The 26,888-nt window shown below is 71.6% G+C and carries 26 protein-coding genes, 1 tRNA gene and 2 pseudogenes; 16 read left to right on the top strand and 13 right to left on the bottom strand.

What is annotated here, in order from left to right; all coding sequences use genetic code 11:
- Nucleotides 1-4: 4 nt before the first annotated feature.
- Nucleotides 5-259, bottom strand: a complete 255-nt coding sequence (gene crgA / locus Sspor_RS22000) for a cell division protein CrgA (protein ID WP_030383881.1) — start codon at nt 257-259, stop codon at nt 5-7.
- Nucleotides 260-350: 91 nt separating this feature from the next.
- Between crgA and Sspor_RS21995 the strand changes: the two are divergent.
- The 6 genes and pseudogenes from Sspor_RS21995 (at nt 351) to Sspor_RS21970 (ending at nt 4,313) form a co-directional block, all read left to right on the top strand.
- Nucleotides 351-1,125: pseudogene (locus tag Sspor_RS21995) on the top strand (DUF881 domain-containing protein).
- Nucleotides 1,097-1,852, top strand: a complete 756-nt coding sequence (locus Sspor_RS21990) for a class E sortase (protein WP_202200673.1) — start codon at nt 1,097-1,099, stop codon at nt 1,850-1,852. Before Sspor_RS21995 ends, Sspor_RS21990 begins: the two are co-directional and overlap by 29 nt.
- Before the next feature lie 65 nt (nt 1,853-1,917).
- Nucleotides 1,918-2,118, top strand: a complete 201-nt coding sequence (locus Sspor_RS21985) for a hypothetical protein (RefSeq protein WP_158721000.1) — start codon at nt 1,918-1,920, stop codon at nt 2,116-2,118.
- Entirely contained in the window at nt 2,115-2,753 is a 639-nt protein-coding gene (locus tag Sspor_RS21980) for an aminodeoxychorismate/anthranilate synthase component II (protein WP_202200672.1), read from the top strand. The genes Sspor_RS21985 and Sspor_RS21980 overlap by 4 nt, the downstream gene beginning before the upstream one ends.
- Nucleotides 2,735-3,574 (top strand): annotated as a pseudogene (locus Sspor_RS21975) (class E sortase); the annotation flags it as partial. The gene Sspor_RS21980 and the pseudogene Sspor_RS21975, both read left to right, overlap by 19 nt.
- A gap of 13 nt (nt 3,575-3,587) precedes the next feature.
- On the top strand, nt 3,588-4,313 hold the full coding sequence (locus Sspor_RS21970) for a class E sortase (protein WP_202200670.1): 726 nt from the start codon (nt 3,588-3,590) through the stop codon (nt 4,311-4,313).
- A gap of 225 nt (nt 4,314-4,538) precedes the next feature.
- Here the strand turns inward: Sspor_RS21970 and pknB are convergent, their stop codons facing one another.
- From pknB to Sspor_RS21940, 6 genes are all read right to left on the bottom strand, one after another.
- Nucleotides 4,539-6,566, bottom strand: coding sequence for a Stk1 family PASTA domain-containing Ser/Thr kinase (pknB, locus tag Sspor_RS21965; protein WP_202200669.1), 2,028 nt, complete (start codon nt 6,564-6,566; stop codon nt 4,539-4,541).
- A gap of 195 nt (nt 6,567-6,761) precedes the next feature.
- Nucleotides 6,762-8,225: a peptidoglycan D,D-transpeptidase FtsI family protein gene (locus Sspor_RS21960; RefSeq protein ID WP_202200668.1), complete on the bottom strand. Its 1,464-nt coding sequence runs from the start codon at nt 8,223-8,225 to the stop codon at nt 6,762-6,764.
- A complete protein-coding gene (locus tag Sspor_RS21955) occupies nt 8,222-9,646 on the bottom strand; it encodes an FtsW/RodA/SpoVE family cell cycle protein (RefSeq protein WP_202200667.1) in 1,425 nt (474 codons plus the stop codon). The genes Sspor_RS21960 and Sspor_RS21955 overlap by 4 nt, the downstream gene beginning before the upstream one ends.
- Nucleotides 9,647-9,680: 34 nt before the next feature.
- Entirely contained in the window at nt 9,681-11,141 is a 1,461-nt protein-coding gene (locus tag Sspor_RS21950; RefSeq protein ID WP_237403965.1) for a PP2C family protein-serine/threonine phosphatase, read from the bottom strand.
- A 147-nt stretch (nt 11,142-11,288) separates the two neighbouring features.
- Entirely contained in the window at nt 11,289-11,792 is a 504-nt protein-coding gene (locus Sspor_RS21945) for an FHA domain-containing protein FhaB/FipA (RefSeq protein ID WP_202200665.1), read from the bottom strand.
- A gap of 10 nt (nt 11,793-11,802) precedes the next feature.
- Nucleotides 11,803-12,642: an FHA domain-containing protein gene (locus Sspor_RS21940; RefSeq protein WP_202200664.1), complete on the bottom strand. Its 840-nt coding sequence runs from the start codon at nt 12,640-12,642 to the stop codon at nt 11,803-11,805.
- Nucleotides 12,643-12,935: 293 nt separating this feature from the next.
- Between Sspor_RS21940 and Sspor_RS21935 the strand changes: the two genes are divergently transcribed.
- The 8 genes from Sspor_RS21935 to Sspor_RS21900 all read left to right on the top strand — a co-directional run bounded on the left by Sspor_RS21935 (nt 12,936) and on the right by Sspor_RS21900 (nt 19,886).
- Nucleotides 12,936-13,018: transfer RNA gene (locus tag Sspor_RS21935), tRNA-Leu, on the top strand.
- A gap of 307 nt (nt 13,019-13,325) precedes the next feature.
- Nucleotides 13,326-13,541, top strand: coding sequence for a hypothetical protein (locus Sspor_RS21930; RefSeq protein ID WP_202200663.1), 216 nt, complete (start codon nt 13,326-13,328; stop codon nt 13,539-13,541).
- Nucleotides 13,529-14,584 (top strand): toxin glutamine deamidase domain-containing protein, encoded by a 1,056-nt coding sequence (locus tag Sspor_RS21925; protein ID WP_202200662.1) that lies wholly within the window; start codon nt 13,529-13,531, stop codon nt 14,582-14,584. The genes Sspor_RS21930 and Sspor_RS21925 overlap by 13 nt, the downstream gene beginning before the upstream one ends.
- Nucleotides 14,585-14,706: 122 nt before the next feature.
- Nucleotides 14,707-16,413: a sensor histidine kinase gene (locus Sspor_RS21920; RefSeq protein WP_237403964.1), complete on the top strand. Its 1,707-nt coding sequence runs from the start codon at nt 14,707-14,709 to the stop codon at nt 16,411-16,413.
- A gap of 9 nt (nt 16,414-16,422) precedes the next feature.
- Nucleotides 16,423-17,082 (top strand): response regulator, encoded by a 660-nt coding sequence (locus tag Sspor_RS21915; protein ID WP_272934841.1) that lies wholly within the window; start codon nt 16,423-16,425, stop codon nt 17,080-17,082.
- 57 nt (nt 17,083-17,139) lie between these two features.
- Nucleotides 17,140-18,540: a DUF2252 domain-containing protein gene (locus Sspor_RS21910; RefSeq protein ID WP_202200661.1), complete on the top strand. Its 1,401-nt coding sequence runs from the start codon at nt 17,140-17,142 to the stop codon at nt 18,538-18,540.
- 170 nt (nt 18,541-18,710) lie between these two features.
- On the top strand, nt 18,711-19,472 hold the full coding sequence (locus tag Sspor_RS21905) for a J domain-containing protein (protein WP_237404353.1): 762 nt from the start codon (nt 18,711-18,713) through the stop codon (nt 19,470-19,472).
- A gap of 69 nt (nt 19,473-19,541) precedes the next feature.
- Nucleotides 19,542-19,886 (top strand): rhodanese-like domain-containing protein, encoded by a 345-nt coding sequence (locus Sspor_RS21900; protein WP_202200659.1) that lies wholly within the window; start codon nt 19,542-19,544, stop codon nt 19,884-19,886.
- Nucleotides 19,887-19,893: 7 nt separating this feature from the next.
- Here the strand turns inward: Sspor_RS21900 and Sspor_RS21895 are convergent, their stop codons facing one another.
- The 6 genes from Sspor_RS21895 to paaA all read right to left on the bottom strand — a co-directional run bounded on the left by Sspor_RS21895 (nt 19,894) and on the right by paaA (nt 24,901).
- Nucleotides 19,894-21,036, bottom strand: a complete 1,143-nt coding sequence (locus Sspor_RS21895) for an acyl-CoA dehydrogenase family protein (RefSeq protein ID WP_202200658.1) — start codon at nt 21,034-21,036, stop codon at nt 19,894-19,896.
- 178 nt (nt 21,037-21,214) lie between these two features.
- On the bottom strand, nt 21,215-22,318 hold the full coding sequence (locus Sspor_RS21890; protein ID WP_202200657.1) for a 2Fe-2S iron-sulfur cluster-binding protein: 1,104 nt from the start codon (nt 22,316-22,318) through the stop codon (nt 21,215-21,217).
- Nucleotides 22,319-22,825, bottom strand: a complete 507-nt coding sequence (gene paaD / locus Sspor_RS21885; protein ID WP_202200656.1) for a 1,2-phenylacetyl-CoA epoxidase subunit PaaD — start codon at nt 22,823-22,825, stop codon at nt 22,319-22,321.
- Complete coding sequence (gene paaC / locus Sspor_RS21880) at nt 22,819-23,562, bottom strand: 1,2-phenylacetyl-CoA epoxidase subunit PaaC (RefSeq protein ID WP_202200655.1); 744 nt, start codon at nt 23,560-23,562, stop codon at nt 22,819-22,821. Before paaC ends, paaD begins: the two co-directional genes overlap by 7 nt.
- The gene (gene paaB, locus Sspor_RS21875; protein WP_030009045.1) at nt 23,559-23,843 is read right to left on the bottom strand and encodes a 1,2-phenylacetyl-CoA epoxidase subunit PaaB; all 285 of its coding nucleotides are present in this window, start codon (nt 23,841-23,843) and stop codon (nt 23,559-23,561) included. Before paaB ends, paaC begins: the two co-directional genes overlap by 4 nt.
- Nucleotides 23,840-24,901 (bottom strand): 1,2-phenylacetyl-CoA epoxidase subunit PaaA, encoded by a 1,062-nt coding sequence (gene paaA, locus Sspor_RS21870; protein WP_372499699.1) that lies wholly within the window; start codon nt 24,899-24,901, stop codon nt 23,840-23,842. Before paaA ends, paaB begins: the two co-directional genes overlap by 4 nt.
- A 135-nt stretch (nt 24,902-25,036) precedes the next feature.
- Here paaA and Sspor_RS21865 point away from each other — a divergent pair, with 135 nt between their 5' ends.
- Both Sspor_RS21865 and Sspor_RS21860 read left to right on the top strand, forming a co-directional pair.
- Nucleotides 25,037-25,699 carry a DUF5819 family protein gene (locus Sspor_RS21865; RefSeq protein ID WP_237403963.1) on the top strand — a complete coding sequence of 221 codons (663 nt, stop codon included), beginning with the start codon at nt 25,037-25,039 and terminating at the stop codon, nt 25,697-25,699.
- Nucleotides 25,696-26,856 (top strand): HTTM domain-containing protein, encoded by a 1,161-nt coding sequence (locus tag Sspor_RS21860; protein WP_237404352.1) that lies wholly within the window; start codon nt 25,696-25,698, stop codon nt 26,854-26,856. The genes Sspor_RS21865 and Sspor_RS21860 overlap by 4 nt, the downstream gene beginning before the upstream one ends.
- Nucleotides 26,857-26,888: the final 32 nt, after the last annotated feature.

Genomic DNA, 26,888 nt, shown 5'->3' with positions numbered 1-26,888 from the left:
GGTGCTACTTCCACTGCGTGGACACACCGAATCCGGCGGCGATGAAGCCGAAACCGACCACAATGTTCCAATTGCCCAGGGCTTCGATCGGCAGCTGGGTCTCGGTAACGTAGAAAACGACGATCCACGCGAGTCCGATCAGGAAGAACGCCAGCATGACCGGTGCGACCCAGCTGCGATTCGTGAGCCGGATGCTCTGCGGCTGCCGGGTCGGCGGCGGCGTGTAGTCGTCCTTCTTGCGGATACGTGACTTCGGCACGAGGGGCTCTCCTGTCGATGCGCTGGGGACCTTGCCTGCCCCGGGCGTCCGTTAGCGTAGTGGACCTGTGGCGTTGAAGGAGAAGGGTACGTTGAGCAATTCAGACGACTCCTCCGCGGGTACCCGTCGCCGGGCCAGGCCGGTCCGGTTGCTGACGGCCGCCGTCTTCGCCCTGGCCGGGCTGCTCTTCGTCACCAGTTTCAACACCTCCAAGGGTACGAACATCCGGACGGACGCCTCACTCCTGAAGCTGTCGGACCTCATCAAGGAGCGCAGCCAGGACAACGCGGCCCTGGAACAGAGCACCGCGGCCGTACGCGGCCGGGTGGACTCCCTCGCCGAGCGTGACGACGGCAGCACCAAGGCCGAGGACGCCAAGCTGGCCGCCCTGCGCGCCGCCTCCGGCACCGAGGAGCTGTCGGGCAAGGGTCTGACGGTCACCCTGAACGACGCCCCGCCGAACGCCACCGCCCGCATCCCCAACGTGCCCGAGCCGCAGCCCAACGACCTGGTGATCCACCAGCAGGACCTGCAGGCCGTGGTCAACGCTCTCTGGCGCGGCGGTGCCCCAGGGCATCCAGGTCATGGACCAGCGGCTGATCTCCACCAGCGCCGTGCGCTGCGTGGGCAACACCCTGATCCTCCAGGGCCGGGTCTACTCGCCGCCGTACAAGATCTCGGCCGTCGGCGATCCCGGCGCGCTGAAGAAGGCCCTCGCCGCCTCTCCCGCCCTGCAGAACTACCAGCTGTACGTGAACGCCTACGGCCTCGGCTGGAAAGTGGACGAGCACAAGGCGCTGACACTTCCCGGCTACTCCGGCACAGTGGACCTCCACTATGCGAAGCCGGTGGCGCCCACCCCGTGATCGGGTCCGTCCTGACGTCGTACTGCGCCTGGTGGTACGGACGTTCAGCGAGGTGTGCCTGACGGCGGGCACGCTGATCGTGCTCTTCGTCGCCTACGTCCTGCTGTGGACCGGGGTCAAGGCCGACCGGGCCATGGACGGGGAGAGGGACCGGATGCGCGACCGCTGGGCGGCGGCCCCGGCCCCGGCCGCCGCACCCGAGCCGGCCCCGGCGGCGGCCCCGCCCCCGCCGCCGGCCGCGGAGCCCGAGCGCCACCCCGCCGGCCGGGCCTTCGCCGAGATGTACGTCCCGCGCTTCGGCCCGGACTGGGTCAAGCCCGTGCTGGAGGGCACCGGCCCCGAACTGCTGAAGAAGGGCCTGGGCCACTACGCCGCCACCGCCCCCCTCGGCGCCGTCGGGAACTTCTCCGTGGCCGGCCACCGGCGCACCTACGGCGACCCCTTCAAGGACTTCCCGGAGCTGCGCCCGGGCGACGAGGTGATCCTCAAGGACGCGAGCACCTGGTACACGTACACGGTCCGGACCGCGCCCCTGCGCACGCTGCCCACCGACGTCGCGGTCGTCGACCCGGTCCCGGAGAGATCGCCCTTCCGGACGCCCGGCCGCTATCTGACGCTGACGACCTGCGACCCGGAATGGGGCCACAGCCACCGGCTGGTCGTCTGGGCGGAGCTGACCGGGACGCGCCCCGCGGCCCAGGGGCGCCCGGAGGGTTTGTCCGGGTGACCCACCCTTTCGGGCCGCTGCCTTTAGTCTGTTCGCGTACCGCCCCCGCGGTGCGTTGAACGAACGTGGACGAAAAGGAATCGGGCGGCATGTACGGCTGGATCTGGCGGCACCTGCCGGGAAACGCGTGGGTACGCGCGCTGATCTCGCTCGTACTGGTCCTCGCGGTGGTCTTCGTGCTGTTCCAGTACGTCTTCCCGTGGGCCGAGCCGCTTCTCCCGTTCAACGATGTGACGGTGGACGAGGGATCGGGAGCCACTCCGTGAGCGCGCGCATTCTGGTTGTGGACAACTACGACAGCTTTGTCTTCAACCTGGTCCAGTACCTCTACCAGCTCGGCGCCGAATGCGAGGTGCTGCGCAACGACCAGGTCGAGCTCGCGCACGCGCAGGACGGCTTCGACGGCGTGCTGCTGTCCCCCGGACCCGGCACGCCGGAGGAGGCGGGCGTCTGCATCGACATGGTCCGCCACTGCGCGCGCACGGCCGTCCCCGTCTTCGGCGTGTGCCTCGGCATGCAGTCGATGGCCGTCGCCTACGGGGGCGTCGTGGGCCGGGCGCCCGAGCTGCTGCACGGCAAGACCTCGCCCGTGCTCCACGAGGGGCTCGGCGTGTTCGCGGGACTGCCCTCGCCGTTCACCGCGACCCGCTACCACTCCCTCGCCGCCGAGCCCGGGACCCTGCCGGACGCGCTGGAGGTCACGGCGCGGACCGAGGACGGGATCATCATGGGCCTGCGCCACCGCGAGCACGACGTCGAGGGCGTGCAGTTCCACCCCGAGTCGGTGCTGACCGAGTGGGGTCACCGGATGCTCGCCAACTGGCTGGTGCGGTGCGGTGACGCGGGTGCCGTGGAGCGCTCGGTGGGGCTGGCCCCGGTGGTGGGCAAGGCCGTCGCGTGACCGCGGTCGCGCCGTCCGCGCCCACGCAGGGCCGGGCCGCGCGACGCAGGGCCGCTCAGGAGGCCGCGAAACAGGCCGCCCGGCGCACCCGCAGACGGGGCGGGCGGCGTCGCAAGCGGCCCGCCTCGGGCGGCCCGGTGGTCATCGCGAGCCGGCTGGGCGGAGAACTGTTCATCACGCTGGGCCTGGTGATGCTGCTGTTCGTCGCCTACCAGCTCTGGTACACGAACCTGCTGGCCGAGCGGACGGCGAACGGGGCCGCGGGCTCCCTGCGCCACACCTGGGAGCAGGATCCGGGGGGCTCCGGGGCAGCCCCACCGCCCGTGACGGCCTTCGAGCCCGGCCAGGGCTTCGCGATCCTCCATATCCCGAAGCTGGACCTCAAGGTCCCGGTGGCGGAGGGCATCAGCAAGCCGAAGGTGCTGGACAAGGGCATGGTCGGGCACTACGGCGAGGGCGCGCTGAAGACGGCGATGCCGGCGGACAAGCAGGGCAACTTCGCGGTGGCCGGCCACCGCAACACCCACGGCGAGCCGTTCCGCTACATCAACCGGCTGGTGCCCGGGGATCCCGTCGTGGTCGAGACCCGGGACGCCTACTACACGTACGAGATGACCTCGTCGCTCGCGCAGACGCCGCCGACGAACGTGGCGGTGATCAAACCCGTGCCGGAGGGGTCGGGATTCACATCCGAGGGCCGGTACATCACGCTGACCACCTGCACCCCGGAGTTCACCAGCACCTACCGGATGATCGTATGGGGCAGGATGACCGATGAACGCCCCCGCAGCCAGGGCCCGCCGCCCGCGCTGACCAGCTAAGGACGAATCAGCAGTGTCTCGTGCCCGCCGCCGCGCCGCGGCCCCGCCCGCCGGCAACCGCAGTGTGCTCGCCGGCTTCCTGAGCCTGCTGGGCGAGGTCCTGATCACGGTGGGCCTGGTGCTCGGCCTGTTCGTGGCCTACTCGCTGTGGTGGACCAACGTGCTCGCGGACCGGCAGGCGTCGGCGCGCGGCGACGAGGTCCGGCAGCAGTGGCAGGCCCCGTCCCCGCAGGCCGCCGGACCCGGGGCGCTGGACACCCAGGACGGCGTCGGCTTCCTGCACGTACCGGCGATGCGGAACGGCGAGGTGCTCGTCAAGCCGGGGACCGACCCGGACATCCTCGACGACGGCGTGGCCGGGTACTACACCGAGCCGGTGAAGTCGGCGCTGCCGTGGGACGAGAAGGGCAACTTCGCGCTCGCCGCGCACCGGGACGGCCACGGGGCGAAGTTCCACAACATCGACAAGGTGAAGAAGGGCGACGCGGTCGTCTTCGAGACCCGCGACACCTGGTACGTCTACAAGGTCTTCGCGGAGCTGCGCCAGACCTCGAAGTACAACACCGACGTGATCAACGCGGTCCCCAAGGACTCGGGGAAGACCGCCCCCGGGCGGTACATCACGCTCACCACCTGCACGCCGGTCTACACCTCGAAGTACCGGTACATCGTCTGGGGCGAGCTGGTCCGGACGGAGAAGGTGGACGCCGAGCGGACCCCGCCGGCCGAGCTGCGCTGAGTGCGCGCCGGCGTCACCAGGGCCCCAGAAGGGCCCTGTGGGCGGCGCTGACACCTCCCGGGCCTCTCCGGCCCTCTTGAGCCCCACACGTCCCGCATACGGCCGCGGAAGGCCGCGAGCGGGCCGTCGGCGGCGGTACGCACGAAGGTCCGGCCCCCCTCCCCGTTCCCGGGAGGGGGGCCGGACCTCTGCGCCGTGCGCGTGGCCGGGGCCACGGCGGTCGCGCTAGCGGTTGTCGCCGAGGCCGCCGAAGCCGCCGCCGTTGTTGTTGCCGCCCTGCTGCTGGCCGCCGCCGCCGAAGGCGAAGATGTTCACGGGCTGTCCCGTGTTGACCTGGGTGCCCGGCTGCGGGTCGGTGCGCACGACGATCGCGTTGCCCTCGGTCGAGCCGGCGACGACGCCGACCCGGAGGTTGGCGCGCCGCAGCTCGTCCTTGTACTGGTCCACGGTCATGCCGACGAAGTTGGGCACCGAGGTCTGCGCCGAGGCCTTGGCGATGGTGATGTTCACCGTCTTGCCGACCTCGATCTCCTGACCCGCCTCGAACTGCTGTCCAATGACCGTGCCCGGTACGGATCCGGGCGCCTCGGTCTCCGTCACGCTGCCGAGCCGGAGCTTGGCGTCGGTGAGGGCCTTGTTGGCCTCGTCCTTCTTCTTGCCCCGCAGGTCCGGCACCGAGGCCTTGGTGATCTCCTTGGCGACGGTCAGCGTGACGACGGTGTTGCGCTCCGCCTCGCCGCCCTTCGGGCTCTGGTCGAGGACCGTCCCGGCCGTGCGTTCGGACTCCTGGGGCTTGCGGTCGACCTGGAAGCCCTTCTCCTTCAGCGCCTTCTCCGCCTCCTCGAAGCTGAGGTTGACGACGTTCGGCACCGGGGACTTGGGCGCGCCCGTGGAGACGGTCACGGTGATGGTGGAGCCGTCCGAGACCTTCTCGTCGGCCGCGGGGCTCTGCTTGCAGACATTGCCCTTGGGCTGGTCGTCGCAGGGTGCGGCGGGGCCCTGGACCACGTTGAGGCCGACGTTGGTAGCGCTCTTCTGGGCCTGCTCGAAGGTCTGGCCGATGAGCTTGGGCACGGAGGGCCGGTTGTCGGCGCCCTCGCCGAAGAGGGAGCGGCCGATGAGGATCGCGCCGACCAGGACGAGGATGCCCGCCGCGACGAGCAGGACGGTGGACGCCTTGCTCTTCTTCTGGCGGCGGTTCGGCCCCTGGTCGTAGCCGCCGTGGCCCTGGTCGCCGTAGCCGTATCCGCCCTCGCCCGGGGGCATGGGCGGCATCATCGACGTCTGGGCGCCGGAGTCGGCGGCGCGCAGTGCGGTGGTGGGCTGGTCGTAGCCCTGGTGCCCGTAGCCGCGTCCCGGGTCGGGGTAGCCGTAGCCGCCGGCCGCGCCCATGGCGGCGGTGGCCGCGACGGGCTGGCCGTCGAGGCAGGCCTCGATGTCGGCGCGCATCTCGTCGGCCGACTGGTAGCGGTAGTCGGGGTCCTTGACCAGGGCCTTGAGGACGATGGCGTCCATCTCGGGCGTGATCTCGGGGTCGAAGTTCGACGGCGGCTGCGGCTCTTCCCGTACGTGCTGGTAGGCGACGGCCACGGGGGAGTCGCCGACGAACGGGGGCCGGACGCTGAGGAGCTCGTAGAGCAGGCAGCCCGCGGAGTAGAGGTCGGAGCGCGCGTCGACCTGCTCGCCCTTGGCCTGCTCGGGCGAGAGGTACTGGGCGGTGCCGATGACGGCGGCCGTCTGCGTCATGGTCATGCCGGAGTCGCCCATGGCGCGGGCGATGCCGAAGTCCATGACCTTGACCTGGCCGGTGCGGGTCAGCATCACGTTGGCGGGCTTGATGTCACGGTGCACGATGCCGGCGCGGTGCGAGTACTCCAGCGCCTGGAGGATGCCGATGCACATCTCCAGGGTGCGCTCGGGCAGCAGCTTGCGGCCCGAGTGCAGCAGCTCGCGCAGCGTGGAACCGTCGACGTACTCCATCACGATGTACGGGATGGAGATGTTGTCGACGTAGTCCTCGCCGGTGTCGTAGACCGCGACGATCGCCGGGTGGTTCAGCGACGCGGCCGACTGGGCCTCGCGCCGGAACCGGGCCTGGAAGGACGGGTCACGGGCGAGATCGGCACGCAGGGTCTTGACGGCGACGGTACGGCCGAGCCGGGTGTCGTGGGCGAGGTAGACCTCGGCCATGCCACCACGGCCGAGCACGTGGCTCAGCTCGTACCGGCCGCCGAGGCGACGCGGCTCTTCCATAACGTTGCAGCCCTCTCCGTCAGTCCCGACCGCACCTGTGTGTGGTCCGGCGGTGTGCTGTTCGCGCAAAGGCTACCGGCCGATCGTCCGTGATCGGTTCGTGGCCACAGGCTGATACTGGACCGGTACCGTACGCTCGGACCCGGCCGGAATTCTGTGATGTGAGTCACTGGATTCCGGACCGTGATCCCTCGGTCACTTCTGGCTGTTCAGCACGGCTTCCATGACCGCCTTGGCGACGGGGGCGGCCAGACCGCCACCGCTGATGTCCTCGCGATCCGCGTCACTGTCCTCGATGACGACGGCGACGGCGACGGGAGAGGTCTTGTCCGGCATCTCGGCGTAGGAGATGAACCAGGCGTACGGGCGCTTCTTGTTGCCCTCGCCGTGCTGCGCGGTACCGGTCTTGCCGCCGACGGTCACGCCGTTCATCTTGGCCTTGCCGCCGGTGCCGTTCTGGACGACGTTGACCATCATCTGCTGCACCTTCTCCGCGTTGGCGGCGGAGAGCGGCCGGCTCATCTCCTGCGGCTCGTGCTTCTCGATGACGTCCAGGTTGGGAGCCTGGAGCTGGTCCACCATGTACGGCTTCATCAGCTTGCCGTCGTTGGCGATCGCGGCGGTGACCATGGCCATCTGGAGCGGGGTGGCGGCAGTGTTGAACTGGCCGATGGAGCTCTGCGCGTTGCCGTCCTTGCCCATCTTCTTGTCGTAGATGCTGGCGAACGCGCGGACCGGGATATCGATCTTGTCGTTGTTGAAGCCGAACTTCTCCGCGGTCTCCACCATCTTGTCGCGGGTGACCTTGTCACCCATGTTCGCGAAGACGGAGTTGCAGGAGACCTCCAGGGCCTTGTTGAGGCTGGCCTTCTCGCAGCCCTGGGCGTGGTTGACCATCACGGTCTTGGTGCCGGGCAGGAAGTAGGGCTCGGGGGTGTCGGTGGCGGCGTTGATGTCCGAGACGACGCCGTGCTCCAGCGCGGCCGCCGCGGTGACCACCTTGAAGGTGGAGCCCGGCGGGTACGTCTCGCGCAGGGCGCGGTTGACGAGGTTCTTGTCCTCGCTGTCCTTCAGCTCGACCCAGGCCTTCTCGTCGTCCTTGGAGTTGCCCGCGAAGCGCGAGGGGTCGTACGAGGGCGTGGAGACCAGGGCCAGGATCGCGCCGGTGCGCGGGTCGATGGCCGCGACGGCGCCCTTGTTCTTGCCGAGCTTCTCGAAGGCGGCCTTCTGCGCGTCGGGGTTGAGCGTGGTGACGACGTTGCCGCCCTGCCTCTTCTCCCCCGTGAACATGCCGATGGTGCGGTCGAAGAACAGCCGGTCGTCGTTGCCGGTGAGGATGCGGTCCTCGAGGGACTCCAGCTGGGTGGAGCCGAAGGCCTGCGAGGCGTACCCGGTCACGGGGGCCCAGAGCTCGCCGTCCGTGTAGGTCCGCTTGAACTTGTAGTCGCTGCCGTCGGTCACCTTGGACCCGGTGATCGGCTCGCCCTTGACGATGATGTTGCCGCGCTCGGTCGCGTACTGGGCGATCTGGACCCGGCGGTTCTCCTTGCGGGTGCTGAGCTCCTCGGCCTGCACGTACTGCAGCCAGTTGGTGCGGATCAGCAGGGCGAGGACGAGCAGCCCGCAGAACAGCGAGATGCGGCGCAGGGGCTTGTTCATGACGGACGGACCACCTGGGTCATCTCGGAGTCGGGGGACGGGGCGGGGGCCGGTGCGGGGCGGCGTGCGGTGTCGCTGATCCGGATGAGGATGGCGATGAGGATCCAGTTCGCGAGGACGGAGGAACCGCCGGATGCGAGGAAGGGCATCGTCATGCCGGTGAGGGGGATGAGGCCCATGACGCCGCCGGCGACCACGAAGATCTGGAGCGCGAAGGCGCCGGAGAGGCCGATGGCGAAGAGCTTGCCGAAGGGGTCGCGGGCGGCCAGCGCCGTGCGTACGCCGCGCTCGATGATGAGCCCGTAGAGCAGGAGGAAGGCCATGACCCCGGCGAGGCCGAGCTCTTCTCCGACCGTGGAGAAGATGAAGTCGGAGTTCGCGGCGAAGCCGATCAGGTCGGAGTTGCCCTGGCCCCAGCCGGCGCCGAGCACCCCGCCGGAACCGAAGCTCATGATCGACTGGCCGACCTGCTCACAGGCGCCCGAGGTGGCGTAGCAGTCGAAGGGGTCGAGCCAGGCGGTGACGCGGACCTTGACGTGGCTGGCCGTGGCCCCGACGACGGTGGCGCCGCCCACCGACATGAGCAGGCCGATGACGATCCAGCTGGTGCGCTCGGTGGCCACGTACAGCATGATCACGAACATGCCGAAGAAGAGCAGCGAGGTGCCGAGGTCGTTCTCGAAGACGAGGACGAGCAGGCTCATCGCCCAGATCATCAGGATCGGGCCGAGGTCGCGGCCACGCGGCAGGTAGAGGCCCATGAAGCGGCGGCTGGCCAGGGCGAGCGCGTCGCGCTTCACCATCAGGTAGCCGGCGAAGAAGATCGCTATGACGATCTTCGCGAACTCACCGGGCTGGATGGAGAAGCCGCCCACGCTGATCCAGATCTTGGCGCCGAAGACGTCGGCGCCGAGGCCCGGGATGACGGGCAGGATGAGCAGCACCAGGGCGCCGGCCATCGAGATGTACGTGAACCGCTGCAGGACGCGGTGGTCCTTGAGGACCAGCAGCACGCCGGCGAACAGGGCGATGGCGACCGCCGTGTACATCATCTGGCGGGGCGCGGAGGGGGAGAACCCGCCGAAGGCCCGCTTCGCCAGGTTCTGCAGGCGCTCGGACTGGTCCAGGCGCCAGATCAGGACGAGGCCCAGCCCGTTGAGGAGGGTGGCCAGCGGCAGCAGCAGGGGGTCGGCGTACTTGGCGTACCGGCGCACGACGAGGTGCGCGATTCCGGCGAGGGCGCCGAGGCCGAGACCGTAGAGCACCATGCCGGGGGGCAGGGTGCCGTTGATCGCGAGGCCCACGTTGGCGTAGGCGAACATCGGGATGAGCACGGCGAAGCCGAGCAGCAGGAGCTCGGTGTTCCGCCTGCTCGGCAGCTCGATGGCTCCGATGGTGGTCGTATTGGTGACTACGCTCATGGTGTGGCAGGCCCCCTGCGCCCGCGTATGTCTACTACTTGCCGCACAGCCCGACCAGTTGCTGCTCCTCGGGAGTCAGACTGGGGGCGGGCGTCTGGCTGTTCTGCGCCTCGGCGGCGCGGCGTTCCTCGTCCTTCTTGCAGGCGGACACCTGGACGCCGAGATCGTCGAGCTTCTTGCGCGCCGCGTCGAAGCTGTTCTCGCTGATGGTGGCCTCGACCAGCTTCCGCTTGAAGGGCGGCAGGTACTTCAGTTCGATGTCGGGGCGGTCGGTCTGCACCTTGGAGAGCTCCAGCGGCCCCAGCTTCGGGCTGATGCCGCGGAAGAGCGCCACGTGCTCGCCCTTCACGCCCACGTAGAACTGGGTCTGGGTCCAGCGCCAGCCCGCGTAGAGGCCGCCGCCGATGACGCCGGCGACGATGAGCAGGGTCAGCGTACGGGTGGTCCACTTGCGCCCTTTGCTGCGGCGCCTGCGGGGGTGGTCGTACGTGTCCTCGTAGCCCGGGTCGGCGGTGTAGCCGTCGGCCTCGCCGAAGGTGCCGTAGCCGCCCGCGCCCTGGCCGTTGTCGGAGTACCCGTAGCCGGGGGCGTCGCCGCTGCCGGGGGGGCCGAAGGCGCCGGCGGGGGGCTGGCCCTGGCGGCCGAGGCCCGCGGCCCGGCCGGCGGCGGACTGCATGGCGTTGCCGCCGTCGAAGAGCTGGTGCTGGTTCTCGGCGACCGCGCCGACGACCACGGGGGTGTCGCTGACCTGCGCGGCGAGGGTGTCGCCGCTGTCGGTGTCGAGGACGTCGGCGACGATGCAGGTGATGTTGTCGGGGCCGCCGCCGCGCAGTGCGAGCTGGATCAGCGACTGCACGGTCTCGCGGGGGCCGTGGTAGTCGGCGAGGGTCTCCTCCAGGGTCTGGTGGGAGACCACGCCGGAGAGACCGTCGGAGCAGATCAGGTAGCGGTCACCGGCCCGGACCTCACGGATGGAGAGGTCGGGCTCGACGATGTCGCCGCTGCCGAGCGCGCGCATCAGGAGGGAGCGCTGCGGGTGGGTGGTGGCCTCCTCCTCGGTGATGCGGCCCTCGTCGACCAGGCGCTGCACCCAGGTGTGGTCCTGGGTGATCTGGGTGAGGACGCCGTCACGGAGCAGATAGGCGCGGGAGTCGCCGACGTGGACGAGGCCGAGGCGCTGGCCGGTCCACAGCAGGGCGGTCAGAGTGGTGCCCATGCCCTCGAGCTGCGGGTCCTCCTCGACCATCACGCGCAGCTGGTCGTTGGCGCGCTGCACGGCCGTGGCCAGCGAGGTGAGGATGTCGGAGCCCGGGACGTCGTCGTCGAGCTGCACGAGAGTGGAGATCACCTCGGAGCTCGCGACCTCGCCGGCGGCCTGGCCTCCCATGCCGTCGGCGATCGCGAGGAGCCGGGGACCGGCGTAGCCGGAGTCCTCGTTCCCCTCACGGATCATGCCCTTGTGTGATCCGGCGGCGAACCGCAAGGACAGACTCATGCGCACCTGCCCTGTCGACGAAGCTGCCTCCGGGTACAACCGGTCTCGAGCCACACTGCCCACCCTCCGGTCGGGAGCGCGCTCGGGTCCGTGTCCTCGGTGGGACGGATCGCCGCCGCGCGCTCGCTCCGCTCGCTCATTCTCGTACTACTTCCGCAGCTCGATGACAGTCTTGCCGATGCGGATCGGTGCGCCCGGCGGAATGGGCGTCGGGGTGGTCAGTCGGGTCCGGTCGAGATACGTGCCGTTGGTGGACCCGAGATCCTCGACGATCCACTGGCCGTCACGGTCGGGATAGATCCTGGCATGGCGGCTGGACGCGTAGTCGTCGTCCAGCACGATCGTGGAGTCGTGCGCACGGCCCAGCGTGATCGTCTGGCCGGCGAGGGCCACCGTGGTCCCTGTGAGGATTCCCTCGGAGACGACGAGTTTGGTGGGTGCCCCGCGCCGCTGGCGCTGCTGCGGAGGCGTGGCCTGGCGGCCCGCCTGCTGCGGGGCGCCGCCGGCGCCCCCGGCTCCACGACGGGAGCCGCGCTGGGTCACGCGCGTCCCGAAGAGATCGCTGCGGATGACCTGAACGGCCACGATGACGAACAGCCACAGAACGGCCAGGAAACCCAACCGCATGACCGTCAGGGTCAGCTCTGACATTGCCCCCGCTTCACCCTTCGGCTTGCCGGTAAATGATGGTGGTGCTGCCCACGACGATCCGCGAGCCGTCGCGGAGCGTAGCGCGGGTGGTGTGCTGCCCGTCCACCACGATGCCGTTGGTGGACCCGAGATCCTGGATCGTCGAGGGCGTTCCGGTCCGGATCTCACAGTGCCGGCGGGATACGCCGGGGTCGTCGATCCGCACGTCGGCTTCCGTGCTTCGGCCGAGTACGAGCGTGGCGCGCGAGATCTGGTGGCGGGTGCCGTTGATCTCGATCCAGTGCCTCCGGGCGCCGCCCGGGCCTGCCGCGGGGGCCGGCCCCGCGGGTCCGCCCGGAGCGGGTCGCCGGGCGCCGGGTCCGCCCGGGGGCGGGGCGCTGGGCATGGGCGGGGCCGCGACCGGGGGGTATCCGTAGCCGCCCGGGGCCGCCTGACCGCCCTGCTGCCCGCCCTGGGGGGCCTGCGGCTGGGAGGTGCTGGAGGCGAGGGTGCGGCTGCGGACCCGGTAGAGCCCGGTGTCGAGGTCGTCGGCCTTCTCCAGGTGGACCTTGATGGGGCCCATGAAGCTGTAGCGCTGCTGCTTGGCGTAGTCGCGGACGAGGCCCGCGAGCTCGTCGCCGAGCTGCCCGGAGTAGGGGCTCAGGCGGTCGTAGTCACCGGCGCTGAGCTCGACGATGAAGTCGTTGGGGACGACGGTCCGCTCGCGGTTCCAGATGGTGGCGTTGTTGTCGCACTCCCGCTGGAGGGCTCCGGCGATCTCCACCGGCTGGACCTCGGACTTGAACACCTTGGCGAAGGTGCCGTTCACCAGACCTTCGAGTCGCTGCTCGAACCGCTTCAGAACTCCCATGGGGCACCTCCTCCGTCGCTGTCGCCCTGTACTGCTTACTGATCGTATCCACGCGTGGCGGATTCGGGTGGTTCCCCATCGTTCCTGTGAGGACGAGTGTTGGTCCTCACAAGGGATCGTAGGGGCGCTCCAGGGACAGTGTCCCGCACCCGGAGCGGAGTGCGGGAGGGGCCGTCCTCGGCGGGGTGCGGGGGTGCCGGGAAAGCGATGTGAATCCGACCCGTTTCCCGTGCTAATGTTTCGACGTCGCCAGGGGAAAGGCCCGAAAGGGAAGATCCACTGGGGCGCTGCTCGGGCGAGTGGCGGAACGGCAGACGCGCTGGCTTCAGGTGCCAGTGTCCTTCGGGACGTGGGGGTTCAAATCCCCCCTCGCCCACATCGACGAGACGGTCGTCACTGCGAAAGCGGTGGCGGCCGTTTCGTGTTTTTTTGGCCCCGGGTGCGTGTGTGACGTACGTCCCTCCTCGGGGCCCCTGACCTGTGGTCCTTCCGGAAGGCAGGGTTAGGGTTCAGCCAACTGTCCGAAATGCGAGAGCAGTTGTGGCTGACGGATGTGCGCGATCACCCTTCCCGGCCGGTACGAGGAGTCTTTGGGTGGGTTTCGACGAGGAGTGGGGGCGGCTGCGCGCCGCCGCGACCGAGCGGGGTACCGGACGGTGCGGGGACCGGCGGGAGGAGACGGCGTGAGCGGGGACGGGGCCGACGTAGATGTCTCGAAACAGGCGCTGGGACAGATGGCGAAGGACATCACGGACACGCTGGGTGAGCTCAAGGAGCTCGGGACGGTGGGCTCGGGCGGCATGGGCCGGGGTTTCTCGTATCTGGCGCTGTCGGGGAGGGGGAGCGGCATCGACGCCCTGACCGCCAGCGTCGTCAGGAATCAGAAATGCTCACGTTGAACGAGGCCGTCGAAGCGGCCCGGACCCGCCTTGAGCAGGCGTTCGCCTCGGAGCCGTGGACGATCGTGCTGAGGCCGGAGCTCACGCAGGCGCACGAGCTGGCCTGGATCGTCCGGTACGACACCCAGGAGGGCATCGACGCCGGGGATCCCCTGGTGGGCCCGTTCAACAAGCTGGTGATCGTGGCCAAGGACGGGTCCCGGGTGGACTTCCCGCCGACCCACCTGCCCCTGGACGAGTACCTCGCCTACGTGCGCCACGGCGGCTGGGAGCGGGCCGGCACGGCGAAGACCTCGAAGGCCGAGCCGTGGCAGACCGCGCTGGAGTGGCTGCTGTCCACGTACCACGGGCTCGTCGAGCTGGTGGGCATCGAGCCCGTCGCCGAGGACTCCGGGACCTGGCTGTTCGCCTGCCGGACCATCGAGCAGCCGGGATACCCGCGCACGCCGATGCTGGCGGCGTCGCTTGTGGTGCCCAAGGACTACGGGGAGCCCTTCCACCCCGCCTCGGACGATCCGTGGGGCGACGCCTCGTCCTACACGCACGACCCGGTGGAGCGCGACCCGCAGACGCAGGCGAGGCGGCTGAACGCACGCGGCTGCGTGGTCACGACGGCCGCCGCGATCGCGGGCGGCCCCTCGTCGCCCCTGCCCTGGCAGCCCGCGCACGAGGCGCCCGGCTGGTGGGAGCTGATGCTGCGCCGCTACTTCCCGGCCGCCCGCGAGCTGCGGTGCGCGAGCTGGGACGAGGTGATCGCGCGCGCCGGGGAGACCGGCCCGGACACCCAGGGCGTGGTGTGGGTGCGGCGCGTCATCGGCGGCACCGAGGTCAGCGGGCACCTGGTCTACGCGCACAACAACGGCGGTCGGGTGGTGTTCCTGGACGGGATGACCGGCGGGCTGGCACGGCTGGACCGGGCCGGGGTGCTGCAGCTGGTCTTCGCCCGGGTCGCACCCGGGGCCGGTGCGGCGCGGACCGCGCCCGATCCGGCCCCGGTCCGGGAGAAGCGCATCCGACGGTGGTCGCGGCGGTCGACGGCCTAAGGGCCCTGCCGGCCGGGGGCCGGGCCCGGCCGCCCCCGGCCCGGGCCGCGGCGACTTTCGTCGGGCCGGGCGAGACGAAAGAGGGAGGCCGGGCCGGGGCGCGGGTGTCTAGGGTCGGGCGCGTGGATGCGAAGGCGAAGACGCGGGCTGGCTGGGACTGGCTGAGGGGGCCGGAGCCGTGGACCCGGCGGATGCTGGCGGGGGACCTGGCGATCGGCGGCGTCGTGGCCATCCTCGGCCTCGGCGTCGAGGAGGTCAGCAACGCCTCCGGGCCCCGCATGCTGGCGGGCGCCGCGGCGGTGATCGTGCTGACGCTGCTGCGCCGCAGGCTGCCGGGGGGCACGCTCGTGCTCGGCTCGGCGGTGATCAGCTTCCTGCCCGGGGCGTTCTTCATCCTGCCCCTGGTGGGCTGGTCGGCCGGACGGCGGATCGTCGGCGTGGGCCGGGCGCTGGCCGCCTTCACGCTGGCCTTCACCGCGGCGATCGTCTTCAGCGTGATCGACGAGTGGTCGCAGATGCGGCCGGTGCTGGTGATCGTCTTCTCCACGCTCATGTTCCTCGCGATGACGGTGATGCCGGGCCTGGCCAGCCGGTACTGGTCGCAGCGCCGTACGCTGCTGCGCGCGCTCCAGGAGCGCAACGGGCAGCTGCTGCGCGAGCGGGCCATGGTCGCCGGGCAGGCGAGGCTGCGCGAGCGCCAGCGCATAGCCCAGGACATGCACGACAGCCTGGGTCACCAGTTGGCGCTGATCGCCGTGCACACCGGTGCGCTGGAGGTGGATCCCAAGCTGACCGGCCGTCAGCGCGAGGCGGTGGGCGTGCTGCGGCAGGCCTCGGTCGCCGCGATGCACGAGCTGCGCGAGGTCGTCGGGATCCTGCGCGACGGGGTGGAGGCGCCCGCGCCCGTGGAGGAGGCGCAGCCCGCGGCGCGCGGGGTGGCCGGTATCGCGGGGGTCGTGGAGGCGGCGCGGGGCTCGGGCACCGACGTGCGGATGACCACCGCGGGGCAGCCGAGGCCGCTGGTCGCGGCGTGCGACCACGCCGCGTACCGGATCGTGCAGGAGGCCCTGACGAACGCGTACAAGCACGCGCCCGGGGCGCCGATCACGGTGGAGCTGCGGTTCGAGGACGACTCGCTGGTCGTGGAGATCGCCAACGGGCCGTCGGCCGGCCCGGCGGCGGACGGGGTGGTGTCGGGCGGGCAGGGCCTGACGGGGCTGCGCGAGCGGGCCCGGCTCGTCGGCGGGATGGTGCACGCGGGCCCCGCCGAGGGCGGCGGGTTCCGGGTGGCCGGGGTGCTGCCGTACGGGGCGGAGCCGGCCGGTGTGGAGGACGTGGCCGACGACTTCGGGCAGCAGGCCCAGGCCCAGGCCCAGGCGGGGGCGCGCGGCCGGGGTCCGGGCGGCGAGCAGCCGATGGACTGGGCGGCGGTGGACCGGGAGCTGGCCGTGCGCATGCCCAGCCGGTCCGGCGGTGTCGCGATGGGCTGCGGGATCGCCTTCGCGGCGGCGGTGCTGCTGGTGATCGTGTTCGGCGCCGGGGTGGTGCTGCTCATCGACTCGGCGAGCGAGGCGATGGTCGACCGGGACGCGTTCGACGCCGTGTACGTGGGCGAGGCGGAGGAGGCCGTCCGCGGCCGGCTGCCGAGCGGGGAGAACTTCATGACCGCCGGGGCCGCCGGCAAGGGGCCTACCCGGCCGGTCGGCTCGGAATGTCTGGCCCTGCTGGCCGAGGACCAGCCGAGCGGCCTGGGAACGGACCGGATCTTCCGGTTCTGCTTCAAGGACGGCAAGCTCGTGGAAAAGCAGGAGTACGAGGCCAAGCAGTAGGAGCACGGGGTGACAGCCGAAGTGATCAGAGTGGTGATCGCCGACGACGAGCCACTGATCCGGGCCGGGATCAGGATGATCCTGACCTCGGCGCCGGACATCGAGGTCGTCGCGGAGGCGGCCAACGGCAGGGAGGCGGTGGACCTGGCGCGCTCGCACGCGCCCGACGTGATGCTGCTGGACATCCAGATGCCGGTGATGGACGGGCTGACGGCCCTGGGGGAGCTGCGGCGGACCGTGCCGCAGGCGCGGGCGCTGATCCTGACCACCTTCGGGGAGAAGGAGAACGTGCTGCGGGCGCTGGGCGAGGGCGGCGCGGGGTTCCTGCTGAAGGACACGGCCCCGGGCGAGCTCATCGGGGCGGTCCGGGCGGCCGCGGCCGGGGACGCGTACCTCTCGCCGGGGGCGACCCGGCACGTAGTGGACCAGCTGGCGACCGGGAGGGCCGCCGTGCGCGGTGAGGCGGCCCGGCGCCGCGTGGCGGAGCTCAGCGAGCGGGAGCGCGGTGTGCTGGCGCTGCTGGGCGAGGGGCTGTCCAACGCGGACGCGGGCCGGCGGCTGCACATGAGCGAGGCGACCGTGAAGACGTACGTGAGCCGGATCCTGGCGAAGCTGGCCTGCGAGAACCGGGTGCAGGCGGCGCTGCTGGCCAGGGACGCCGGGCTGTAGATACGGTCAGCCCGTTCGAGAAACGATCGGTGAAGTGAACGGGTGGGGGCGGCGTCGATGACGGCGATGGCGGGTCAGCGGATTCCGGACGTGGCGGGGTTCGCGCCGAGGGTGGCGGCCGGATCGCCGAAGGAGGAGGGCAAGGCGCTGCGCGCCCGTCTCCCGCGGTCGGCGCACGCCGCCTTCACGGCACCGGCCGGGCGGCCGGACGCCGTGCGCGCGGTGGAGGAGTCCAATGCCGGGCGGGTCGCCGAGCTGACCCCGATACGGGTCGGCCGGATGGCCGCGAATCCCTTCGCGTTCCTCCGCGGGGCGGCCGGGCTGATGGCCCACGACCTGTCCGGTGGTCCGGTGACCGGGGTGGGCGCGCAGATCTGCGGCGACGCGCACGCGGCGAACTTCGGTCTCTACGGGGATGCGCGCGGGCGGCTCGTCATCGACCTCAACGACTTCGACGAGACCGTGTTCGGTCCGTGGGAGTGGGACGTGAAGCGGCTGGCGGCCTCGCTGGTGCTCGCGGGCCGGGTGGCCGGCGCGGACGAGGACACCTGCCGGGCGGCCGCCCAGGACGCGGTGGGCGCCTACCGGCACACCATGCGGCTCCTGTCGAAGCTGCCCGCCCTCGACGCGTGGAACGCGATCGCGGACGAGGAGCTGGTCTCGCACGCCGATGCCCGCGATCTGCTGGGCACCCTGGAGCGGGTCTCGGAGAAGGCCCGCAACAACACCTCGGCGCGGTTCGCCACCAAGTCCACGGTGATAGGGCCGGACGGCGGCCGCCGCTTCGTCGACGCGCTGCCCGTGCTGCGCCGCGTCGGGGACGGGGAGGCGGCGGCCGTGGCGGCCTCGCTCGGCCCCTACCTGCAGACGCTCCAGGGCGACCGGCTGCCGCTGCTGGCCCGGTACACGATCCAGGACGTGGCCTTCCGCGTGGTGGGCACCGGAAGCGTCGGCACCCGCTCGTACGTGGTCCTGCTGCTGGACCACCGGGGCGAGCCGCTGGTGCTCCAGGTCAAGGAGGCGCGGCCCTCGGTGCTGCTGCCGCACCTGCCCGGGCTGGGCTTCGTCTCGGCGCCGGAGGAGCACGAGGGCCGGCGGGTGGTGGCCGGGCAGAAGCGGATGCAGGTGGTCTCCGACATCATGCTGGGCTGGACCACGGTGGAGGGCCGCCCCTTCCAGGTGCGGCAGTTCCGCAACCGCAAGGGCAGCGTGGATCCGGCGGCGCTGGCCGTCGACCAGATCGACGACTACGGGCGGATGACCGGTGCCCTGCTGGCCCGGGCGCACGCGCACAGCGTCGACCCGCGGCTGCTGGCCGGGTACTGCGGGAAGAACGAGGAGCTGGACGAGGCGATGGCGGCCTTCGCCGTGGCCTACGCCGACCGCACCGAGGCCGATCACGCCGACCTGGTGGCGGCGGTGCGGGCGGGCCGGATCGCCGCGGAGACCGGGGTCTGACGGTGTTGTGCCGGCGCCGCCCGCGCGGGCGATGTTCCACGTGAAGCATCGCCCGCGCGGGCGGGCCGTAGGCTGGCCGGGTGAGCGAGCAGACCGAGCAGCCTGAGCAGACAGTCCCCGGTGGATCCGGCGACTCCTCCGTCACCGGTGAGGAGCGCCCGGAGGCGCGCCTGGAGCGGGCCGTGCGGGCCGCCGAGCAGGCGCTGATCGAGTTCGAGATCGCGGTGGAGACCTTCCGGGTGGAGGTGGAGAACTTCTCCCGCCTGCACCACCAGAAGCTCGGCCCCATGTACACGCGGCTCGACGAGCTGGACGCCCTGATCGCCGAGGCGAAGGCGTCCCGCAGCGGCGATGCCGAGGACCTGCGACGGGCGAGGGAAGCGCGCTCGCTGGTCATGCCGATGCCCGGGGTGGACGAGCTGTTCCACGACTGGCTGGGCTCGGACGGGATCTCCGACGACGCCTCGGCGATGCTGACCGACCGGCCCGTGCGGCCGCCGGAGCGGGTGCGGCCCTCGGAGGAGGTGCGCCGCCTCTACCGCGAGCTGGTCCGCAAGGCGCACCCCGACCTCGCCCAGGACGACGGCGAGCGGGAGCGGCGCGACGCGTTCATCGCGCGGGTCAACGCGGCCTACGGGCGCGGCGACGAGGGGCTGCTGCGCGAGCTGGCCGAGGAGTGGGCGGCCGGACCGGCGCCCGAGGCGTCGGCACCGGGCGAGAGCGGGGAGCTGTACGCCCGGCTGGAGTGGCTGGCCCGCCGCAAGGAGCTGCTGGCGCTCGTGGCGAAGGAGCTGGAGGACAGCGCGATCGGCTCGATGCTGAGGATGGCGCCCGAGGACCCCGACCGGCTGCTGGAGGAGATCGCGGAGCAGCTGCTCGCGCAGGTCTCCGAGCGTGAGGCGGAGCTGGCGGCGGAGCTCGCCGCCGAGTGAGCCCGCTCCGCCCGTACCGGGTGGTCGGATAGGTTGGCAGCACATCCGTGAAGAGAGAAGGCGACAGCTATGAACTTCGGACCGCTTCCCTCGGTGGACGCCACCGCGGTGCCCTCCGAAGGCTTTGTCCTCGACGTCCGTGAGGACGACGAATGGGCGGCCGGCCACGTCGAGGGTGCCCTGCACATCCCGATGAGTGACTTCGTGGCCCGCTTCGGCGAGCTGACCGAGGCCGTCGAGGACGGTCGCCGGGTGTACGTGATGTGCCGGGTCGGCGGGCGTTCCGCGCAGGTCACCCAGTACCTGGTGCGCCAGGAGATCGACGCGGTGAACGTCGACGGCGGGATGCAGGCCTGGGACGGTGCCGGGCGCCCGATGGTGACGGACCACGGGAACCCGGCCTTCGTCCTCTAGCTGCCGCTCAGGCGAGGGGGTGGGCGGCCAGCAGGTCGCCCAGGGCCTCCTCGTGCGCGGCGGCCGGGCCGAGCTGGAGCTCCAGCTGCTTGGCCCAGGCGTGGTAGCGGTGCAGCGGGTAGTCGGTGTCGGCGCCGAAGCCGCCGTGCAGGTGCTGGGCGGTCTGTACGACCCGGCGCACGCCCTCCGAGGCCCAGATCTTGGCGACCGCGACGTCACCGGAGCTCGGCAGCGGACCGCCGGCGCCGCCGGTCGCGGCGTCGAGCCGCCAGGCGGCCTGCCACAGGGTGACCTCCATGGCGCGCAGGTCGATGTACCGGTCGGCGGCCTGGACGGCGACGGCCTGGAAGGTGGCCACCGGGAAGCCGAACTGCTCGCGCTTGCCGGTGTACCGGCCGGTCATGGCGAGCACGTTCTCGCCGAGTCCGAGCGCCAGCGCGCAGGTCCCGGTGGCGAGGACCTGGCGGAGCCGCTCCCAGGCCCCCGGGGTGTCGATCAGGTGGGCCCCGTCCACCCGCACACCGTCGAGGGCGAGTTCGGCGAGGCGCTCACCGTTCGTGGAGACCTGCTCGGCGAGGGCCAGCCCTTCGGCGGCCCGAGGGACGAACGCGAGGACGGCCTCACCCTCGCCGGTGTGGGCGGGTACGGCGATCCAGTCCGCGCTGTGCGCCCAGGGGACCGCGGTCTGCGTGCCCTCCAGGATCCACGCCTCGCCCTCGCGGCGGGCGATGACGGCGAGTTCGGCCGGATCGTGGCCGGAGCGCCCGTGGGCGGCGGCGGTGAGCACGAGCGTGCCGCGCCCCGCGCCGGGCAGCAGGGCGGCGGCCAGTTCGGGGCTGCCGTGGGCCTGCACGGCCATGGCGGTGGCGCAGTGCTCCAGCAGCGGGACCCGTGCCAGCACTCTGGCGGCCTCGCGCAGCACCAGGCACAGGGCGACGGTGTCCAGGCCCGCTCCCCCGTGCTCTTCGGCGAGGACCAGGCTCAGCAGGTCCGATGCGGCGAGCTTGGCCCACAGCGGGCGGTCGAAGTCGTCGGCCACGGCCCCCGGGGTCAGTGCGGGGCTGGGCACGCCGTCGGGCGCGACATCCGCGAAGACGGCCCGGGCCGCCTCGACGGCGGCCTGCTGCTCCTCGGTGAAGGTGAAGTCCACTGCCTGTCCTCCCGCACGTTCGGGTCTGACGGTGACTCGCCCGACGGCAACGCGTCTGACGGTGCGTCAAGATAGAACACGTTCTTGGAAATGGACAGGCCCTGCAAGGGGGGCGGGCCTCGAAATGGGTCCGGCCCCTGTCGTGGGACAGGGGCCGGACCCGCAGGACGTCTCCCGCTCAGCGGTCGAAGTCGATCTCCACTTCCTCCGTCACCGGATGCGACTGGCAGGCCAGGACGAACCCGGCCTCCGTCTCCTCGGCCTCCAGCGCGAAGTTCCGCTCCATCCGGACCTCGCCCGACACCACGAACGCCCGGCAGGTGCCGCAGACCCCGCCCTTGCAGGCGTACGGGGCGTCCGCGCGGTTGCGGAGCACCGCGTCCAGCAGGGACTCGCCGTCCTGGACCGGCCAGGTGCCCGAGCGGCCGTCGAGCCGCGCGGTGACCCTGCCGTGCGAGGGGGCCGGGGAACCCGCGGGGCGGGCCGCCGGCGTGGTGTCCTCGACGTGGAAGATCTCCTCGTGCACCCGGCTCCGCAGGACACCGAGCGCGCCCAGGGCCCGCTCCGCGCCCTGCACCAGGCCGTACGGGCCGCACAGGAACCAGCCCGTCACCTCCGCCACCGGCAGCAGCGCGGGCAGCAGGGCCGCCAGCCGCTCCTCGTCCAGCCGCCCCGAGGGCAGCCCGGACTCCTGCTCCTCCCGGGAGAGGACGGTCACCAGCTGGAACCGCGACGGATACCGGTCCTTGAGGTCGGCGACCTCCTCCAGGAACATCGTCGAGGCGGCCGTACGGTCGCTGCGCACGAGGCAGAAACGCGCGTCGGGCCGGGCGGCCAGCAGGCTCGCCGCGATCGACAGCACGGGTGTGATGCCGCTGCCGCCGACGATCGCCGCGTAGTGCCCCGAGGCCGGGGCCGCGGCGGGCTCCAGCACGAAGCGCCCGGCCGGGACCATGACCTCCAGCACGTCCCCGGCGGCGATCTCCTTGTGGGCGAAGGTGGAGAACTCACCGCCCTCCACCAGCCGCACCCCGACCCGCAGCCGCTCCGGGCCCGGCCCGTCCGCGGACGGTGCGGGGGAGCAGATCGAGTAGGTGCGGCGGACCTCGGTGCCGCCCTCGGGGGCGGTGCGGCGCAGGGTCAGGTGCTGGCCCGGGGCGTGCCGGTAGTCCTCGCGCAGCTCCTCGGGAACCCGCAGGGTCAGTGCCACCGAGTCGTCGGTGAGCCGGTCGACAGCCGCCACCGTCAGCGGGTGGAACGCGCCGTGGCGGGGGGCGGCCATCTAGAGCTCCTTGAAGTGGTCGAACGGTTCGCGGCAGGCGGTGCAGCGGCGCAGCGCCTTGCAAGCGGTGGAGGAGAAGCGGCTGAGCAGCTCGGTGTCGGTCGATCCGCAGTTCGGGCAGCGGACCGACAGGGTCAGCGGGACCGGCCCGCCGGCCGCGTGCGGCCGGGGCGGGGCGATGCCGAACTCGGCGAGCTTGCGGCGGCCCTCGGCGCTGATGTCGTCGGTCGTCCAGGCGGGGGCCAGCACGGTGGTGACCCGCACCTCGGGGATGCCGTGGCCGGTGAGGGCCCGCTCGATGTCGGCGGACATGGCCTCGATGGCCGGGCAGCCGGTGTAGGTCGGGGTCAGGGTGACCTCGGCATGGCCGTCCTCGTGCATCCGCACCCCGCGCACCACGCCGAGCTCGCCGAGGGTGAGCACGGGAAGCTCCGGGTCCGGGACGGAGCCGGCCAGCGCGGCCAGTTCCGCCTCCAGGCGGGTCGTTCCGGCGTCGGTGGTCACCATGAGGCCCCCGGGTGGCTGCGGTGCAGGTGCTGCATCTCGGCGAGCATCCGGCCGAAGGACTCGGTGTGCAGACCCTGCCGTCCGGCCCCGGCCGCCCAGGCGCCGGTGCGCGGCCCCTGGGGCAGATCGAGGCCGGCCTGCTCCAGTACGCCGGTCAGCGCGGCCAGCCAGCGCTCCTCCAGGGCGGTCAGGTCCAGGCCGTCGAGGCCGTCCACCGGCTGGAACATCTCGCCGGTGTACTTCCACATCGCGTCGAGGGCGGCCCGCATACGGCTGCGGCTCTCCTCGGTGCCGTCCCCGAGCCGCAGGGTCCACTGCTCGGCGTGGTCCCGGTGGTACGCGGTCTCCTTGACGGCCTTGGCCGCCAGCGGGGCGAACGGGCCGTCCCCGCGGGCGAGCTCTCCGTAGACCTCGTGCTGGTAGAAGGAGAAGTAGAGCTGACGGGCGATGGTGTGGGCGAAGTCGCCGTTCGGCTGCTCGACCAGCTGGAGGTTGCGGAAGGACCGCTCCTCGCGCAGGTACGCCAGCTCGTCCTCGTCGCCGACCATGGACAGCAGGATCCGGGCCTGGCCGAGCAGGTCGAGGGCGATGTTGGCGAGGGCGACCTCCTCCTCCAGCACGGGGGCGTGTCCGGCCCATTCGCCGAGGCGGTGGGAGAGGATCAGCGCGTCGTCGCCGAGCGCGAGCGCCGCCGCGGCGGTGGCGCCGGTGAGGCGCGTGGTGTCGGTGCTGGTCACAGGTGGCTCACCCCCTCCGGGATGTCGTAGAAGGTGGGGTGCCGGTACGGCTTGTCGGCGGACGGGGCGAAGAAGGGGTCCCGCTCGTCCGGGGAGGAGGCGGTGATCTCGGTGGAGGGCACCACCCAGATCGAGATGCCCTCGCCGCGCCGGGTGTAGAGATCGCGGGCGTTGCGCAGGGCCATCTCCGCGTCGGGGGCGTGCAGGCTGCCCGCGTGCGTGTGCGAGAGGCCGCGGCGCGAGCGCACGAAGACCTCCCACAGGGGCCAGTTCTGCGTCATACCCGTGCCTCCTCGTTCTGTCCGGCGTGCTTCGCCGCTTGCTGTGCCACCTGCTGTGCCGTCTGCTTGCGCGCGTACGCGGCGGCCGCGTCGCGCACCCAGGCACCTTCCTCGTGGGCCCTGCGCCGCTGGCCGATCCGCTCCTCGTTGCAGGGGCCGTTGCCCTTGAGGACGTTCCAGAACTCGGCCCAGTCGATGGCGCCGAAGTCGTGGTGCCCGCGCTCCTCGTTCCACTTCAGGTCCGGGTCGGGCAGGGTCAGGCCGAGGGACTCGGCCTGGGGGACGGCGATGTCCACGAACCGCTGGCGCAGCTCGTCGTTCGAGTGCCGCTTGATGCGCCAGGCCATCGACTGCGCCGAGTGCGCGGACTCGTCGTCCGGCGGGCCGAACATCATCAGCGACGGCCACCACCACCGGTCCACCGCGTCCTGGGCCATCGCGTGCTGGGCCTCGGTGCCCTGCGAGAGGGCGAGGAGCAGCTCGTACCCCTGGCGCTGGTGGAAGGACTCCTCCTTGCAGATCCGGACCATGGCGCGTGCGTAGGGCCCGTAGGAGCAGCGGCAGATCGGGACCTGGTTGGTGATCGCCGCACCGTCCACGAGCCAGCCGATGGCGCCGACGTCCGCCCAGGTCAGGGTGGGGTAGTTGAAGATCGAGGAGTACTTCTGCTTGCCCGAGTGGAGCTTGTCGAGCAGCTCGTCGCGGCTGGTGCCGAGGGTCTCGGCCGCGCTGTAGAGGTACAGCCCGTGGCCGGCCTCGTCCTGGACCTTGGCCATCAGGATCGCCTTGCGGCGCAGCGAGGGCGCGCGCGTGATCCAGTTGGCCTCGGGCTGCATGCCGATGATCTCGGAATGGGCGTGCTGCGCCATCTGGCGCACCAGGGAGGCGCGGTATTCGTCCGGCATCCAGTCGCGCGGCTCCACGCGCTCGTCGGCCGCCACGGCCGCGTCGAATGCCGCCGCGAGCTGTGCGCCCAGGTCAGCAGTCATGCCTGTCCCGTCCGTCCCGTCTGTCCCGAGGGCCGTGTCCGGCCCCGTCTCCGGGGTCACTGCCACCATTCCGGCCCCCTGCCAGAGTCCGCTGTCCGCCCGACCGACCGATCGTTCGGTTCATTCGCTTCAATGGTGAGACGGCGGCCCGTAGGGTGTCAACCTCTGAGGTCAACCCTGTGGACGCCGGACGATCGGGTGGGGATGGATTCGAACGAGCACGAGCCCGCCGAAGGGGCTGCTCCGCCGCCCCCGCGGACGCCCGGAATCGCCGGTCTGTCCGCCCCGTTCCGGGTCATGGCCGCCCTGGCCCTGGGGGCGATCGCGGTCGCGGCCTGCTTGCACCTCGCGCTCGTCTTCCTGCACGTGGCCCCCGGCAACACCCTCAGCAAGCAGCACGCGAAGACGATCGACGCCTGGGTCTACCCCGAGTTCGAACAGAACTGGAAGCTCTTCGCCCCCAATCCCCTGCAGCAGAACATCGCGGTCGAGGCGCGCGCGGAGTTCAGGGCCGCCGGCGGCGAGGTGGTCACCACCCCCTGGCACGACCTGAGCGCCGAGGACGGCGAGGCCATCCGGCACAGCCTGCTGCCCAGCCACACCCGGCAGAACGAGCTCCGCCGCGCCTGGGACTTCTTCACCGGCTCCCACGACGACGACAACCATCCGACCGGCGAGCGCGGGAAGCTGTCCGAGGAGTACCTCCGGCGGATCGCGCTGAACCGGCTCCTCCCCGACCTGCGGGACGCGGCCGTCCTGCGGATCCAGGTGCGCTCGGCGACCACGGCGGTGCCCGCGCCGAAGTGGAGCACCGAGACCACCGACACCCAGACCTACTACCGGGAGCTGCCGTGGTGGACGCTGTGAAGCGCGCCCGCCGGGCGGCGGGCCACGCGGCCGCGCGGATCACCGGGCAGGCGCTGGGCCCGTACCAGAGCGCCGTGGTCCGCATCGGCTTCGCCGGGACCTGGCTCTTCTTCCTGCTGCGCGAGTTCCCGAACCGCGCCGAGCTGTACGGGCCGGACGGGCCGTGGAGCTGGCACCTCGCGGAGCGGCTGATCGATTCCAACCACGCCTTCACGGTGCTGATGTGGTCCGACTCCACGCTGTGGTTCGAGCTCGTCTACGCGGTGTCCGTGCTGGCGAGCATGGGGCTGCTGCTGGGCTGGCGCACGCGGGCGACGTCCGTGGTCTTCATGGTCGGCGTGCTGTCGCTGCAGAACCGCAGCGTCTTCATGGGCGACGGCGGGGACAACGTCATCCACCTGATGGCGATCTACCTGGTGCTGACCCGGTGCGCGCAGGTCTGGTCGCTGGACGCGCGCAGGGCCCGTACGCACGGCTCGGCGACGGCCGGGGCGGCCGGGCCGGTGCTGTGGGGCGTGCTGGGCGCGGTGTGCGTCTTCGGAGCGGGCACCGGCCGGTTCGGCTACGGCTGGCTGGCGGCGTTCGCGGCGCTGTGGCTGGCCTGCGGGCTGTGGTGGCTGGTCGACCGCCACGAGCCGGAGGGCGAGGCGCGGGCGTTCCTCGACGTCCTGGCGAACCTGCTGCACAACGCGGGCATGCTGGTGATCATGGCGGAGGTCTGCCTGATCTACGCGACGGCCGGCTGGTACAAGATCCAGGGGTCCCGGTGGCAGGACGGGACGGCCCTGTACTACCCGCTGGGGCTGGACTACTTCACCCCGTGGCCGACGCTGTCGGAGCTGGTGGCGGGGAGCGGGACGCTGGTGATGCTGCTGTCGTACGGGACGGTGGCGGTGCAGGTGGCGTTCCCGTTCACGCTGTTCAACCGGCGGATCAAGAACGTGCTGCTGGCGTTGATGATGCTGGAGCACGCGGGCATCGCGGTGCTGCTGGGGCTGCCGTTCTTCTCGCTGGCGATGATCGCCGCGGATGCGGTGTTCCTGCCGACGGGCTTTCTGGTGTGGGTGGGGGTACGGGCCGCCGCGCGGCGGCGTGCGGCGGAGCCGGTGGCGGACCCCGCCGAGCCGGTGCCGGTCCAGTTGCCCGCGCCGCGCTGACGGCTGGATCCTCCGGTCCGCGAGCCCTGCGG

Source organism: Streptomyces spororaveus (assembly GCF_016755875.1).
Lineage (GTDB): Bacteria > Actinomycetota > Actinomycetes > Streptomycetales > Streptomycetaceae > Streptomyces > Streptomyces spororaveus.
This window is presented reverse-complemented; position numbering and strand designations above follow the sequence as displayed.

Bases quoted from the DNA above. Each gene is read 5' to 3' on its own strand.
- Sspor_RS21990 (WP_202200673.1), top strand. From the start codon at position 1,097: ATGCGAAGCCGGTGGCGCCCACCCCGTGATCGGGTCCGTCCTGACGTC.
- pknB (WP_202200669.1), bottom strand. From the start codon at position 6,566: ATGGAAGAGCCGCGTCGCCTCGGCGGCCGGTACGAGCTGAGCCACGTG.
- Sspor_RS21960 (WP_202200668.1), bottom strand. From the start codon at position 8,225: ATGAACAAGCCCCTGCGCCGCATCTCGCTGTTCTGCGGGCTGCTCGTC.
- Sspor_RS21955 (WP_202200667.1), bottom strand. From the start codon at position 9,646: ATGAGCGTAGTCACCAATACGACCACCATCGGAGCCATCGAGCTGCCG.
- Sspor_RS21950 (WP_237403965.1), bottom strand. From the start codon at position 11,141: ATGAGTCTGTCCTTGCGGTTCGCCGCCGGATCACACAAGGGCATGATC.
- Sspor_RS21945 (WP_202200665.1), bottom strand. From the start codon at position 11,792: ATGTCAGAGCTGACCCTGACGGTCATGCGGTTGGGTTTCCTGGCCGTT.
- Sspor_RS21940 (WP_202200664.1), bottom strand. From the start codon at position 12,642: ATGGGAGTTCTGAAGCGGTTCGAGCAGCGACTCGAAGGTCTGGTGAAC.
- Sspor_RS21925 (WP_202200662.1), top strand. From the start codon at position 13,529: ATGCTCACGTTGAACGAGGCCGTCGAAGCGGCCCGGACCCGCCTTGAG.
- Sspor_RS21910 (WP_202200661.1), top strand. From the start codon at position 17,140: ATGACGGCGATGGCGGGTCAGCGGATTCCGGACGTGGCGGGGTTCGCG.
- Sspor_RS21900 (WP_202200659.1), top strand. From the start codon at position 19,542: ATGAACTTCGGACCGCTTCCCTCGGTGGACGCCACCGCGGTGCCCTCC.
- Sspor_RS21890 (WP_202200657.1), bottom strand. From the start codon at position 22,318: ATGGCCGCCCCCCGCCACGGCGCGTTCCACCCGCTGACGGTGGCGGCT.
- paaD (WP_202200656.1), bottom strand. From the start codon at position 22,825: ATGGTGACCACCGACGCCGGAACGACCCGCCTGGAGGCGGAACTGGCC.
- paaB (WP_030009045.1), bottom strand. From the start codon at position 23,843: ATGACGCAGAACTGGCCCCTGTGGGAGGTCTTCGTGCGCTCGCGCCGC.
- paaA (WP_372499699.1), bottom strand. From the start codon at position 24,901: ATGGTGGCAGTGACCCCGGAGACGGGGCCGGACACGGCCCTCGGGACA.
- Sspor_RS21865 (WP_237403963.1), top strand. From the start codon at position 25,037: ATGGATTCGAACGAGCACGAGCCCGCCGAAGGGGCTGCTCCGCCGCCC.